Below are 14,511 nucleotides of genomic sequence, written 5' to 3'. Positions count from 1 at the left end.
AGCTGGTTTTACAGCTTCCTTTTTCTATGCAAACGGAGTTATAAAGAAATTTATGTAGAAATGAACATTCTATTGGAAATTCTATTTACTATAAGTTATAATGATAAAGCTGTTATGTTAGATTAAGTATGAATATAAAGGAGAAATGATGAAGAAAAAAATTTTTAATCAATCTTTTTCCCGCTTTTCAATTAGAAAGTTAAGTGTTGGGACCTGTTCGGTATTGCTAGGAACCTTTATGGTGATGGCTACTTCTCCAGTGCAAGCGGATGAAGCTCAAGTCAACAATAAGGAACAACAAACGCAGGCGGAAATTCAACAGAAGGGAAAAAGTGCTGAGAATGGACAGGAAGTCATTTCTGAGCCTCAAAAAGTGGTAACACAGAACGAAGCGGTTAAGGAGCTGGAGGATAAAGCTGAACCGTCCAAAACAGAAGTATCTGCACCAGTCTCTCAGAGCCAACCAGTTTCTCAAGTTGACAATACGAAGGAAGCGAGTCAGCCTTCTTTAGATGAGGAGAAAAAGCAATCTCTAGAATCAACTCAAACTGAGCAGAAAAGCAAGGAAGAAAGTGGCTCTAGCGGGAAAACTTCTTCTAGGCGCAAGAGATCGCTAGATGAAGTCAATGCAGAATTTAAAACTCATTCGCCAATCAAAGATATCCATGCTGTAGATAGTGTTCGTGAGTCCTTGACTTTTAGTATTACTGGACACGAAGCAGATTATTCTGGTGGGTATATCAAAATTCATTTCCAAAATGGGAAGGCTATTAAATTGACCCCTTCTCCAGTTGGTGGTGTAAAGTTCAGCCAAGAAAAAACGAATGGGGACCTTGATTTAAAGATAGAACCTGCAAATCTGAGAGGTGGAGCAAACTATAACTTCGTCTATACTTTTCAGATAGATCCTTTGACTCAGAACTGGGGAGGTGCTGTCCAAGCCATTGGGCCAGACCATAAGGTGACCGCAACTGCTAAGCTCTATGACAAAAATGGCAATGTCCTCAAAGAACTTGGAAGCATTGAACACACATGGAAAGTCTTAGAAAACGGGGTGGGTGGCCTGACTCCAATGTCTGGCAATCAGGTCATTGGCTACGATCGAAATAACGATGGTATTGTCGACGATGATTCATCGGTCGTGTCCTACTATCTATTTAACGGTGCGAAAGATCCTAAGAATAATACGGCAAGAAATGATTACTTCAACTATGGAAATGGTGTCTTTGATGGTCGTATGATCAATGGTATGGGGATTAGTGATGTCGGAGGGCATATCATTGATCCTGTCACTTCTTATACCTATAATATAGAGTTAAAAGAAGGTTATGAATTGACAGATGAAGCTAAAGCTCTAGGATGGACTGCCGATGCGACGGGTTACCATCTGACGATTAACAGAGCTAACAATCCGCTTCAAGATATTAATAACAATAAAAATAAGCTCATTCCAATTTCTTTCAAGTTAAAGAATGCCAAAGTAGCAGATATCAATAGAAAAGCACAAAACCTAACTGTGACGGGGATCTATACAAAAGCAGATGGGACTAGTTATCAAAATACGGCTGTTCTCCCCTATACTCTCTTTGTTCAAAAAACTGATCAGCCAGAATCTTCTCTCTTTGAGTTTAGACACTATAATCAGTCAGATTCGGAGATAATTCGTTCTTATGGTGAAACAGAATACCGTTCTTATGTTCGGCTCTCTTCGGTCGCTGAGGTTGAAAAAGATTATCTTATCAATGACTATACTGTCACTCATAAAATACAGGACCCACGAGAGTCTTATCGGGAAGTCAATGCGATTGAGGAGCGTTATTGGAATGAATTTTTCTCTTCGCCGGATGCATCTGTAGAAGTATACAATAAAGCTACAGGTGAGTTGTTAGGGACTTTTAATAGTAACACCCGTAGTCTACGATTGACGGAAGAGCAAGATGTGAAGGAACTGGAGTACAAGTTTAAAAATATCAAGATGAGGAAGTCCTCAACAAATGATACATCAATGTTTGTTTTCCAGACCAAAACACGCTTTAATAATTGGGAAAGTCTCTATAAAGACTCGACGATTAGTAAGTTGGATTCTAGAACGGATTCCACTTTTAAGAATACTCGTAACACTGTTTCCTTCTCTCAAACGGCTTCAGCCGAATTGACGCGCGTTATCCAGCAAATTTTAATGATTGGACGCCGTCGGACAGATGTCTTCAATCGACATACAGATGCTTCTGGTTTTAAAGAAGATTTTATCACAAGGACTGCGGGTAAAGACACCCCTACCCAGAACTTAGCAAACTTGACGGGAGTTTACCATCTGGCCTATTTGGCTGATCCTCAATTAAACTTTAGTGGAAACCCTAATTTTAAGGTTTATTATAATTACAAAGATACTGGGAAAACTCTCTACTATGCCCAAGTGAAGGGAACCCCAGACTCCCCTATGCCTCCAACACTTTTGAAGTTGGAAAACAAGACAATTCCAAATGGGACCTATACCTATAAAGCGATTGCTTTCTGGGATGAAGAACTTCCTGACGTTCAAGCTCAGAATGGTTATGACTTGGGGGAGCTAGATGGGATTACAGTTACCTCGAAAAATTCGGTTTCTTATGACTTCGATGTGATCGTACAGGCTTCTGAAGCGAGTGGTGTCTACTCTGAAGTGAAGAGAGCTACAGATCAGCACTTTGCCTACAATACCCAAGAGCACTATCCTGGCGATGAGATTGATTTCAGAGTGACCTATAAAAACGCAGCGAAACAGCCTGTTTCAGACGTTTATGTTTTGTCATCCTTGCCGATGAAAGGTGATAAACAGCTAGAATCCAGAAATCGTGGCTCTGAATTTACAGTGAGTTTGACAAAAGCTCTAACACCACCTTCAGGCTGGGAAGTTCAATATAGTCGTACTGCGGGCACTGCTGCAGAAATTAATGCTTCACAATGGCTCACAGCAGACCAAGTGTCGGATTGGTCAGAGATTCGTGCAGTTCGTTGGCATTCGACTGCTCCGGTTGCTGCTGGAAGTAGGGTTCAATTTCCTATCGATGGAGCAGTTATCGAGCAAAATACAACCTCAGGTGCGAGAGCTTATCTTTCTTCGGCCATGGCAAATGGCAATTCTAAGTATACAGAATCTAATAATGTTTCTATCCAAATGTCCACCAAACTGTCATCTGCAAGTTTCACCTTTGTGGATGTAAACGATCCGTCTAAGGAAGTGCAACTAGGACAGGTAGACACAGTTGTAGGAAAACCTAATGGACCAATTTCTTATGATCCTGCTCGTCGAATTAAGGAATTGGAAGATGCAGGATATGAACTGATCAGTAACGATTTTATAGATCATACCTTTGGTGACTCGGCTAGTCCAAGACAATTCAAGTTTCAGTTTAGACACAAGATTACAGAACTAACCGAAACTGTTCGTGGAACTCGCGAGATTGACTTTGAATATCTCAAAAAAACAAACCATTCTGATTTATCACTCCTTCCTCCAAAACATGTTGAGACTCATTCGTTTACTCGAACCAAGAGAATTGACCAGGTTTTGGCGAAACGGCAACCAAATGATGCGACAGCTGGTGTGACATACTCAGCCTGGTCTGCAGACCAAACTTGGTCTCAAGTGATTTCTCCTGAAATCCCTGGCTATTATCCAAGAGAGGATATTGCTGCAAACACAATGTCGGGAGAAGGAGCTCTCTATGAATATTTAATGAACGCGGATGATCCTAGGGATGAAGAGTTGGAAAAAGAATTTACCTGGTATCGGGTGGTGTATTACGTTCCGCTTCCAGTTGTACCTTCAGCAAGTACAGCGAAATCTAAAGGCCTTCAAGGGCAGAAGCAGGCAGCGACGATTCACTTTGATGAGGATAGAGCAAGCGAGAGTGAGGTTCACTTTATAAAAGGGACAACAACCATTAATGGAGCAAAGAAATCCGTTGACCTAGTCCAAAGTAGTGTCTTTCTTTATGATGAGAATGGACAAAAGGTAACTTCGCTAACCATTGCCAACCAAGGGACATACGATTTAGATCTTGTAAATAAAACAATTGTCTTTACTCCACTGAAAACCTTCTATGGTCCGGCAACTCCAGTTCAAGTTGGAGTGGTGGATAAAAATGGAGAGTCGGCTGTAACGACCTATACCCCAGTTGTTGAAAGAGTAACACCAACAGGTTCAGGTGATAAGACAGAAGGACTTCAAGGTCAAGTCCAAGAAGGTAAAGTGACCTTCACGCCAGGCCATGATTCTGTTCCATTCCCAGCTGATTCAACTCCACTATTTGACAACGGTACAACTGTGAAAGAAGTACCAAATGTTGGTAAGTTCGAAGTAGACGCAGAAGGTAAGGTAACCTTCACCCCAGATAAGCAATTCAAGGGCGAAACACCAGAACTTGAATTGACTCGAGTGGATGTCAACGGCACTCCAGTTACTGTCAAGTACCAAGCGGTGGTAAAAGAAGTAGTTCCAACTTCAACGGATGCCACTTCAAATGGTATCCAAGGTCAACCGCAAAAAGGTACCCCAACCTTCACAGAAGGTAATCCATTGGTTCCAATTGATGATACGAAACCAATGACTTTCGAAGATGGACAGTCAACGAAAACAGTTCCAGGTGTGGGTGAATACAGCATCAATCCAGATGGTTCTATCACCTTTACGCCGGATAAGAAGTATGTTGGAACTCCAGCTCCAGTAACGGTTAGACGGGTAGATCAGAATGGAACTCCAGTCACTGCGACTTATACTCCAACAGTGACCAAGGTAACACCAACAGGAACTGGCGCAACCAGCACAGGCCCTCAAGGTGTTCCGCAAACAGGTACTCCAAGCTTCCAAGGTGGTGACCCACTGGTTCCAATCGATGAAACAGTCGAGCCAACCTTCGAAGATGGTAGCAAAGAGAAGACTATTCCAAGTCAAGGAACTTACACGATTGTACCAGACGGTACAGTGACCTTCACCCCAGACAAACAGTTTGTCGGAAACCCAGCTCCAGTCACAGTTAAACGTGTGGATAAGAACGGTACCCCAGTAACTGCGACTTATACCCCAACAGTGACTAAAGTGACACCTACAGGAACTAACGCAACCAGCACAGGTCCTCAGGGTGTTCCACAAACTGGTACTCCAACTTTCCAAGGTGGTGATCCACTGGTTCCAATTGATGAAACAGTTGAGCCAACCTTCGCAGATGGCAGCAAAGAGAAGTCTATTCCAGGTCAAGGGACTTACACAATTGCGCCAGACGGAACTGTAACTTTCACTCCAGACAAACAGTTTGTCGGAAACCCAGCTCCAGTCACAGTCAAACGCGTAGATAAGAACGGTACAGAGGTTACTGCGACTTATACTCCAACAGTGACTAAGGTAACCCCAACCAGCACTAATGCAACGAGCACAGGTCCTCAAGGTGTTCCACAAACAGGTACCCCAAGCTTCCAAGGGGGCGCCCCATTGGTTCCAATTGATGAAGCAGTTGAGCCAATTTTCGAAGATGGAAGCAAAGAGAAGTCTATTCCAGGTCAAGGAACTTATACGATTGCGCCAGATGGAACTGTAACGTTCAACCCAGACAAGCAATTTGTCGGAAAACCAGATCCAGTCACAGTCAAACGTGTAGATAAGAATGGCACTCCAGTTACTGCGACCTACAGTCCAGAGTTTACGAAAGTGACCCCAACAGGAACTGGCGCAACCAGCACAGGTCCTCAAGGACTTCCACAAACTGGTACTCCAACTTTCCAAGGTGGTGATCCACTGGTTCCAATTGATGAAACAGTTGAGCCAATTTTCGAAGATGGAAGCAAAGAGAAGTCTATTCCAGGTCAAGGAACTTACACGATTGCACCAGACGGAACTGTAACCTTCACTCCAGACAAGCAGTTTGTTGGGAACCCAGATCCAGTCACAGTCAAACGCGTAGATAAGAACGGCACCCCAGTCACTGCGACTTACAGTCCAGAGTTTACTAAGGTGACTCCAACTGGTAAAGATACTTCTTCAGTTAACATTAAGGGTCTTGTTCAAACAGGTACGCCAACATTTGAAGGTGGTAATCCGCTTGTTCCAATCAATGAAACTGTGGCAGCAACATTTGAAGATGGAACAACTGAAAAAGTGATTCCAGGTGAAGGAACTTATGCAATCTCACCAGATGGCACCGTCACCTTCACTCCAGAGGCAGACTTTGTAGGAAAAGGAACAGGCGTAACGATTGTCCGCAAGGATAAGAACGGTACACCAGTTACTGCAAGCTATCGTCCAACAGTTGTAGATCCATCTACTGGTCATGACACGACTTCTACAGGAGCAAAAGGCCAACCACAAGTGGCAACACCAGTGTTTGAAGGACATATCGATTCGACTGTACCACCAACATTTGAGGATGGTAGCACGAATATGATTGTTCCGAGTGAAGGAAGCTATGCAATTGATAAAGATGGTAAGATTACCTTTACTCCAGAACCAGACTTTGTTGGTACAGCTAAAGGATTTGTTGTGAAACGTTTGGATGTGTATGGAAATGTAGTTACTGCTCGCTACACACCAACTGTCCTTGGACAAACACAAGTGAGTGATGCGACATCAGAAGGTCTTAAAGGTCAAACTCAGACTGGTAAACCAAACTTTACAGGTGATGTCGATCTGACAGTTCCGCCAACCTTTGAAGATGGAACAACTGAAAAAGTCGTTCCAGGTGAAGGAACTTATGTAATCTCACCAGATGGCACCGTCACCTTTACTCCTGAGGTAAACTTTGTAGGACAAGCCAAAGGTGTGAAAGTGATCCGTAAAGACCGTAATGGAAATATCATTTCAGGATTCTATACTCCAACAGTAGTAGAACTTCCAGAGCAAGTGAAGCCGTCTGATAAAAAAGAACTTTCAGTACCTGATTTGAAACCAGATCAATTGACTCAAAACATCTCTGTAGAAAAAAATCAACTTCCAAATACAGGAAGTCAAGAAGATGGTTTGAAAAATCTAGGAATTCTGACAGCCCTAGCAGGTGCCATGACACTTGGATTGCTAGGTAAAAAGAAACGAAACGATGAATCAGACTAATCATTTTTAAGAACCGAGAAATCGGTTCTTTTTTATGACATTTGTCATATTTCCTAGTGACAGAAGCATCTAGCTCCGCCAACTTCAAAAGACTATAATTGAAGTATGAAATGGAGGAAGAAGAAATGAAAAATAAAATGATTGTCGCAGTGAGTTTAGTAGCAGCAGGAGTTATGACCTATCTCATGTTTTCAGGATTGGACGAGGGTTTCTATCATTTTCCTTGGGAGCTCTTTGCTGGCTTTGGAATGATGTCTTGGCTTGTCAGAGAAGGTTTGAAATTAGTCAGAGATGTGAAAAAGGAGTTTGAGGAATGAAAAAAGCAATCATCTGTCTCTTTATCGGTCTGTCACTCTTGGTATGGTTAGTGGAAATGTTTACTGGTTGGTTTGACCAAACCGTGCTTCGCCAATTTATTCGTGGTGCTTGGGGTTTTGGGTTTATGATTTTCGTCGTTTTCCCTATGGGAATGAAGTGGTTGAAAGGAGAATCTCATGACTGTGATTAAAGTTGAGAAATTGAGTAAGAAAATAAAAGACAAGGAGATCTTGCGGAACATCTCCTTTGAAATCAACGATGGTGAATGTGTCGCCTTGATCGGACCTAACGGAGCAGGTAAGACGACCTTGATTGATTGCCTCTTGGGCGACAAGTTCGTGAGCTCAGGTCAGATAGCTATTCAAGGCTTTGCACCAACAGATCCTCGATTAAAGCAGCTTATTTCTATCTTACCTCAAGAAAATACGGTGGTTCAAGACTTGAAAGTGAAAGAACTCTTATCCTTCTTTCAATCAATCTATCCAAACAGTCTCTCCAATCAAGAAATTGATGACTTGCTGAGATTTTCGGACAAACAGAAAAATCAGCTAGCGGGCAAGTTGTCTGGTGGGCAAAAACGTTTGTTCTCTTTCGTGTTGGCACTAATAGGTCGTCCGAAAATTCTATTTTTGGACGAACCAACTGCTGCCATGGATACCTCGACACGTCAGCATTTTTGGGAAATTGTCAATCAGTTAAAGAAAAATGGTGTCACCATTGTCTACTCTTCTCACTATATCGAAGAGGTAGAACATACGGCTGACCGCATTTTGGTCCTCCACAAGGGTGAATTGATCCGGGATACGACACCTTATGCCATGCGTGGTGAAGAACAAGAAAAACATTTTACGGTACCACTAACTTATCAGGAAGTTATCAGCACTTTGGACCAGATTCAAGGGCTTGAAATCAAGCAAAATGCTCTTTCCTTCACAACCAAAGAAGCCAGCCAGGTATGGAAAGTCTTGCAAGAACAGGGCTGCATGATCGAAGAAATTGAAGTTCGCAATCGAACTCTCTTAGACAGTATCTTCGAAACGACTCAAGACTAAAGGAGATTGACGATGAAAAATATGACAAGTCTCATGAAAGTGGAAATCATTCTGATGAAACGGCAAGCAGTCTACTATTTGCTATCCATCGGACTTCCAAGTGTGTTTTACCTTATCTTTTCTGGTATGATGTCAGGGTCAGATATTCCAGAAATTGCTCTTCAAGCCTATCTTTTTGCCATGACGCTCTTTAGTATCATGTCAAGTGCTTTTTTCAGTATCCCAAGCACACTCGAGTCTGATAAGACAAACAACTGGCAAAAATTGATTCAACATTCTCCCGTATCTATGGTAGAATATTATGTATCAAAACTGTTCAGTACCCTACTGACTTTCTTGTTATCAATTACAGTTGTCTTTTCAGTTGGTCATTTTGTCCGTGGAGTGACTCTGCCTTGGCTTGACTGGATGGTAATTGGTGCTATTTTGCTGATCGGAAGCGTGGTCTTTATCAGCATGGGGGTCTTGGTGAGCTTGCTACCCAGTGCTCAACTGATGACGGTTGTTGGAAATATTGCCTATATTGCTTTGGCTGTTCTAGGTGGACTGTGGTTCCCCTTGGATTCCTTCCCAGAATGGCTCCAATCTATTGGAAAGCTGACTCCAACCTATCAACTAATGCAGGTCGTCTCTACTTATTTGGAGCACCACGAGTTTAACATTCTTGCTGCCTTGGTTGTGCTAGGCTATACAGTTTTCTTTGGTGTACTGGTAATCCAGCTGAAAAAAAGGATTGAGGTAAAATAAATCTATGTTGGAAAAATTTAAAAACATTCATTATATGTTTCATATTTCAATTGTGTTTATCATCTTTCCTATAGCGGGTGTCATCGTTGGAGATTACCCGCTTTTAACCTTGCTATGGACCCTACTATTTGTACTTGCCTTCTATTCGGTTTTAATCAGTCAGAATCGCACCGTGCAGTGGCTAGCATGGTGGTCCATGCTTGTCTACATTTTTTATACATCTGTTTGGCTAAGTTCAGGTTTCACATGGTTTATCTTTTATTTATCCAATCTCCTTATTTATGAGCTGGATGAGATTTCTTTTCACTCTTGGCGTTTTGTCAGTTTTATTGTCCTGCAACCATTTATTCTGACCGGAATCTATATGGTCAATCATGTTAGTCCCTGGCAGCTACTCTTTTTCTTGGTGACCTTTATCTTTTCCGATGCAATGACCTTTGGTCTTTATCGAATTCGATTGTCGGAGGACATAAAAGAAGAAAAGATGAAACAAAATGCCAAGCTCAATCTTTTCTTGGCTGAAAACGAACGCAGTCGTATCGGCCAAGATCTTCATGACAGTCTAGGCCATACCTTTGCCATGCTGAGTGTGAAGACGGACCTTGCCCTCCAGCTTCTCCAAATGCAGGCCTATCCTCAAGTGGAAAAAGAATTAAAAGAAATTCATCAGATCAGTAAAGAATCCATGAATGAAGTTCGTACAATTATCGAAAATCTTAAAACCAGAACCCTTGCTTCCGAATTTGCGACTGTTAAAAAAATGCTGGAAATTGCAGGAATTGAAACGGAAATCAATCACCAACTAGATACGGCTAGCCTAACTCAGGAATTAGAATCAACGGCCTCCATGATTTTGCTTGAGTTAGTGACCAACATCATCAAACATGCCAAAGCATCGAAAGCTTACTTAAAATTAGAACGAACTGAGAAGGAACTCATTCTAACAGTGAGAGATGATGGCTGTGGCTTTGCTTCTCTAAAAGGGGATGAACTTCATACAGTCCGCGATCGTGTCCTTCCATTTTCAGGAGAAGTAAAGGTAATCAGTCAGAAACATCCGACGGAAGTGCAGGTTCGACTAGCTTATAAGGAGAGAAACTAAGATGAAACTACTTGTTGCAGAAGATCAAAGTATGTTGCGAGATGCCATGTGCCAGTTGCTTACCTTTCAACCAGATGTAGAGTCTGTCCTACAAGCCAAGGATGGCCAAGAAGCAATTCAACTTTTAGAAAAAGAGTTAGTCGATATCGCCATTCTTGACGTAGAAATGCCTGTTAAGACAGGCCTCGAAGTCTTGGAGTGGATACGAGCAGAAAAGCCAAAAATAAAGGTGGTTGTGGTGACGACCTTCAAACGTCCCGGATATTTTGAACGTGCGGTCAAGGCTGGAGTGGATGCTTATGTCTTGAAAGAAAGAAGCATTGCAGACCTCATGCAAACCTTGCACACTGTTCTCGAAGGACGCAAGGAATATTCGCCTGAATTGATGGAAGTGGTGATGACGCACCCCAATCCGTTAACAGAGCAAGAAATCGCTGTTTTAAAGGGAATCGCTCAGGGTTTGTCTAATCAAGAAATCGCAGATCAGCTTTATCTATCAAATGGAACCGTCCGAAACTATGTCACCAATATTCTTTCGAAACTAGATGCTGGTAATCGAACGGAGGCAGCTAACATTGCAAAAGAATCTGGTTGGCTTTGATAAGAAGGGTTAAAAAATTCCTAAATGACAACTTGAATCAAAGAAAAACCATACTAGAAAGGAGGAGGCAAATCGCCTCCTTTTCTGGTTTAGAAAAGCGTTGAAAGCTGGTGTTAAAGAGTGAAAAGATCAGAATAAAAATGAAAAATATCTTGACAATGAAGGAAAAAATGTGTTACAATAATAGACGGTACTTTTTACTTTTGGTCTCTCAAAAGTGTACAGGGACGTGCTGACAAATGTTGCAAAAGTACACACAGATGGTAGCTGTCACCAAGTGTATCATCACCAAAAATAAAAAAACACAGGAGAATGTAGATGCCTACAATTAACCAATTGGTTCGCAAACCGCGTAAATCAAAAGTAGAAAAATCTAAATCACCAGCTTTGAACGTTGGTTACAACAGTCATAAAAAAGTTCAAACAAACGTTTCTTCACCACAAAAACGTGGTGTTGCAACTCGTGTGGGAACAATGACACCTAAAAAACCTAACTCTGCCCTTCGTAAATTCGCTCGTGTACGTTTGAGCAACCTTATCGAAGTTACTGCCTACATCCCAGGTATCGGACACAACTTGCAAGAACACAGCGTGGTGCTTCTTCGTGGTGGACGTGTAAAAGACCTTCCAGGGGTACGTTACCATATCGTCCGTGGTGCACTTGATACTGCAGGTGTTAACGATCGTAAACAAGGCCGTTCTAAATACGGTACTAAACGTCCGAAAAAAGCATAAGGAAAGGGGATAAAGAGAAATGAGTCGTAAAAATAGAGCTCCAAAACGTGACGTATTGCCAGATCCGCTTTACAATTCACAACTAGTTACTCGTCTTATCAACCGCGTTATGCTTGACGGTAAACGTGGTACAGCTGCTTCAATCGTTTACGGTGCTTTTGAGCAAATCAAAGAAGCTACTGGTAACGATGCACTTGAAGTATTTGAAACAGCTATGGAAAACATCATGCCTGTACTTGAAGTACGTGCACGTCGTGTTGGTGGATCTAACTACCAAGTCCCAGTTGAAGTTCGTCCAGAACGTCGTACAACACTTGGACTTCGTTGGTTGGTAACCATCGCTCGCCTTCGTGGTGAACACACAATGCAAGACCGTCTTGCAAAAGAAATCTTGGATGCTGCGAACAACACTGGTGCAGCAGTTAAGAAACGTGAAGACACTCACCGTATGGCTGAAGCTAACCGTGCCTTCGCACACTTCCGTTGGTAATATAGGATGCGAAAGCGTTAAGAAAGTCCAAGAGAAAATAGGGAATCGAAGAAGGTTGCGACTGCAACCAATGAGATTCATCTTTTTCTCCAGACTTTTAGCTTGAGTTCAACTCAGCTAACTTAAGCTTCTAGCCCGAGTTCAATTCAACTTGTCTACAAGTTGAAACCAACAAAAACAAGATAAACATTGAGAACGGGTAGGTCCTGCCTATCCGTTTTTATTAAAATCGTGTTATAATAGAATAGAAATTAAATTAAATAGGAGAAACAAACCTCATGGCACGCGAATTTTCACTTGAAAAAACTCGTAATATCGGTATCATGGCTCACGTCGATGCCGGTAAAACAACAACTACTGAGCGTATTCTTTACTACACTGGTAAAATCCACAAAATCGGTGAAACTCACGAAGGTGCGTCACAAATGGACTGGATGGAGCAAGAGCAAGAACGTGGTATCACTATCACATCTGCTGCGACAACAGCTCAATGGAACAACCACCGCGTAAACATCATCGACACACCAGGACACGTGGACTTCACAATCGAAGTACAACGTTCTCTTCGTGTATTGGACGGTGCGGTTACTGTTCTTGACTCACAATCAGGTGTTGAGCCTCAAACTGAAACAGTTTGGCGTCAAGCAACTGAGTACGGAGTTCCACGTATCGTATTTGCCAACAAAATGGACAAAATCGGTGCTGACTTCCTTTACTCAGTAAGCACACTTCACGACCGTCTTCAAGCAAACGCACACCCAATCCAATTGCCAATCGGTGCTGAAGATGACTTCCGCGGTATCATCGACTTGATCAAGATGAAAGCTGAAATCTATACTAATGACCTTGGTACAGATATCCTTGAAGAAGATATTCCAGCTGAATACCTTGACCAAGCTCAAGAATACCGTGAAAAATTGGTTGAAGCAGTCGCTGAAACTGATGAAGACTTGATGATGAAATACCTCGAAGGTGAAGAAATCACTAACGAAGAATTGAAAGCTGCTATCCGTAAAGCAACTATCAACGTTGAATTCTTCCCAGTATTATGTGGTTCTGCCTTCAAGAACAAAGGTGTTCAATTGATGCTTGATGCGGTTATCGACTACCTTCCAAGCCCACTTGACATCCCAGCGATCAAAGGTATCAACCCAGATACAGACGAAGAAGAAACTCGTCCAGCATCTGACGAAGAGCCATTCGCAGCTCTTGCCTTCAAGATCATGACGGACCCATTCGTAGGTCGTTTGACATTCTTCCGTGTATACTCAGGTGTTCTTCAATCAGGTTCTTACGTATTGAACACTTCTAAAGGTAAACGTGAACGTATCGGACGTATCCTTCAAATGCACGCTAACAGCCGTCAAGAAATTGACACTGTTTACTCAGGTGATATCGCTGCTGCCGTTGGTTTGAAAGATACTACAACTGGTGACTCATTGACAGATGAAAAAGCTAAAATCATCCTTGAGTCAATCAACGTTCCAGAACCAGTTATCCAATTGATGGTTGAGCCAAAATCTAAAGCTGACCAAGATAAGATGGGTATCGCCCTTCAAAAATTGGCTGAAGAAGACCCAACATTCCGCGTTGAAACAAACGTTGAAACTGGTGAAACAGTTATCTCAGGTATGGGTGAGCTTCACTTGGACGTCCTTGTTGACCGTATGCGTCGTGAGTTTAAAGTTGAAGCGAACGTAGGTGCTCCTCAAGTATCTTACCGTGAAACATTCCGCGCTTCTACTCAAGCACGTGGATTCTTCAAACGTCAGTCTGGTGGTAAAGGTCAATTCGGTGATGTATGGATTGAATTTACTCCAAACGAAGAAGGTAAAGGATTCGAATTCGAAAACGCAATCGTCGGTGGTGTGGTTCCTCGTGAATTTATCCCAGCGGTTGAAAAAGGTTTGGTAGAATCTATGGCTAACGGTGTTCTTGCAGGTTACCCAATGGTTGACGTGAAAGCTAAGCTTTACGATGGTTCATACCACGATGTCGACTCATCTGAAACTGCCTTCAAGATCGCGGCTTCACTTGCCCTTAAAGAAGCTGCTAAGTCAGCACAACCAGCTATCCTTGAGCCAATGATGCTTGTAACCATCACTGTTCCAGAAGAAAACCTTGGTGATGTTATGGGTCACGTGACTGCTCGTCGTGGACGTGTAGATGGTATGGAAGCACACGGTAACAGCCAAATCGTTCGTGCTTACGTTCCACTTGCTGAAATGTTCGGTTACGCAACAGTTCTTCGTTCTGCATCACAAGGACGTGGTACCTTCATGATGGTATTTGACCACTACGAAGATGTACCTAAGTCAGTACAAGAAGAAATCATTAAGAAAAATAAAGGTGAAGACTAATCAGTCCTCACTCTAGAAGGAAGTC

General features: G+C 42.3%; 10 protein-coding genes. All 10 read left to right on the top strand.

Translation table 11 applies throughout. The annotated features are described in order from the left end of the window. The first annotated feature begins 145 nt into the window (after positions 1-145). The 10 genes from KX728_RS08005 (at position 146) to fusA (ending at position 14,486) form a co-directional block, all read left to right on the top strand. The gene (locus tag KX728_RS08005; protein WP_215804322.1) at positions 146-7,081 is read left to right on the top strand and encodes a YSIRK-type signal peptide-containing protein; all 6,936 of its coding nucleotides are present in this window, start codon (positions 146-148) and stop codon (positions 7,079-7,081) included. A gap of 110 nt (positions 7,082-7,191) precedes the next feature. Beyond that, positions 7,192-7,398 (top strand): hypothetical protein, encoded by a 207-nt coding sequence (locus tag KX728_RS08000; RefSeq protein ID WP_000390701.1) that lies wholly within the window; start codon positions 7,192-7,194, stop codon positions 7,396-7,398. Beyond that, positions 7,395-7,589, top strand: coding sequence for a hypothetical protein (locus KX728_RS07995; RefSeq protein WP_070567316.1), 195 nt, complete (start codon positions 7,395-7,397; stop codon positions 7,587-7,589). Before KX728_RS08000 ends, KX728_RS07995 begins: the two co-directional genes overlap by 4 nt. Further along, positions 7,576-8,451: an ABC transporter ATP-binding protein gene (locus KX728_RS07990; RefSeq protein ID WP_000216047.1), complete on the top strand. Its 876-nt coding sequence runs from the start codon at positions 7,576-7,578 to the stop codon at positions 8,449-8,451. Before KX728_RS07995 ends, KX728_RS07990 begins: the two co-directional genes overlap by 14 nt. Before the next feature lie 12 nt (positions 8,452-8,463). Continuing rightward, positions 8,464-9,198 (top strand): ABC transporter permease, encoded by a 735-nt coding sequence (locus tag KX728_RS07985; RefSeq protein WP_000794226.1) that lies wholly within the window; start codon positions 8,464-8,466, stop codon positions 9,196-9,198. Between the two features lie 4 nt (positions 9,199-9,202). Continuing rightward, positions 9,203-10,300, top strand: coding sequence for a sensor histidine kinase (locus KX728_RS07980; protein WP_215804323.1), 1,098 nt, complete (start codon positions 9,203-9,205; stop codon positions 10,298-10,300). Between the two features lies 1 nt (position 10,301). Continuing rightward, on the top strand, positions 10,302-10,901 hold the full coding sequence (locus KX728_RS07975; RefSeq protein WP_215804324.1) for a response regulator transcription factor: 600 nt from the start codon (positions 10,302-10,304) through the stop codon (positions 10,899-10,901). A 318-nt stretch (positions 10,902-11,219) separates the two neighbouring features. Then, positions 11,220-11,636, top strand: a complete 417-nt coding sequence (gene rpsL / locus KX728_RS07970) for a 30S ribosomal protein S12 (protein ID WP_001142333.1) — start codon at positions 11,220-11,222, stop codon at positions 11,634-11,636. A 19-nt stretch (positions 11,637-11,655) separates the two neighbouring features. Then, on the top strand, positions 11,656-12,126 hold the full coding sequence (rpsG, locus tag KX728_RS07965) for a 30S ribosomal protein S7 (RefSeq protein ID WP_000087873.1): 471 nt from the start codon (positions 11,656-11,658) through the stop codon (positions 12,124-12,126). Positions 12,127-12,404: 278 nt separating this feature from the next. Further along, positions 12,405-14,486, top strand: a complete 2,082-nt coding sequence (fusA, locus tag KX728_RS07960; protein ID WP_000090339.1) for an elongation factor G — start codon at positions 12,405-12,407, stop codon at positions 14,484-14,486. Positions 14,487-14,511 lie beyond the last annotated feature (25 nt).

It is taken from the genome of Streptococcus oralis (assembly GCF_019334565.1).
In the GTDB taxonomy this organism is placed as follows: domain Bacteria; phylum Bacillota; class Bacilli; order Lactobacillales; family Streptococcaceae; genus Streptococcus; species Streptococcus oralis_CR.
This window is presented reverse-complemented; position numbering and strand designations above follow the sequence as displayed.

Coding starts and splice junctions, on each gene's coding strand:
- KX728_RS08005 (WP_215804322.1), top strand. CDS start 146: ATGATGAAGAAAAAAATTTTTAATCAATCTTTTTCCCGCTTTTCAATT.
- KX728_RS08000 (WP_000390701.1), top strand. CDS start 7,192: ATGGAGGAAGAAGAAATGAAAAATAAAATGATTGTCGCAGTGAGTTTA.
- KX728_RS07995 (WP_070567316.1), top strand. CDS start 7,395: ATGAAAAAAGCAATCATCTGTCTCTTTATCGGTCTGTCACTCTTGGTA.
- KX728_RS07990 (WP_000216047.1), top strand. CDS start 7,576: ATGACTGTGATTAAAGTTGAGAAATTGAGTAAGAAAATAAAAGACAAG.
- KX728_RS07985 (WP_000794226.1), top strand. CDS start 8,464: ATGAAAAATATGACAAGTCTCATGAAAGTGGAAATCATTCTGATGAAA.
- KX728_RS07980 (WP_215804323.1), top strand. CDS start 9,203: ATGTTGGAAAAATTTAAAAACATTCATTATATGTTTCATATTTCAATT.
- KX728_RS07975 (WP_215804324.1), top strand. CDS start 10,302: ATGAAACTACTTGTTGCAGAAGATCAAAGTATGTTGCGAGATGCCATG.
- rpsL (WP_001142333.1), top strand. CDS start 11,220: ATGCCTACAATTAACCAATTGGTTCGCAAACCGCGTAAATCAAAAGTA.
- rpsG (WP_000087873.1), top strand. CDS start 11,656: ATGAGTCGTAAAAATAGAGCTCCAAAACGTGACGTATTGCCAGATCCG.
- fusA (WP_000090339.1), top strand. CDS start 12,405: ATGGCACGCGAATTTTCACTTGAAAAAACTCGTAATATCGGTATCATG.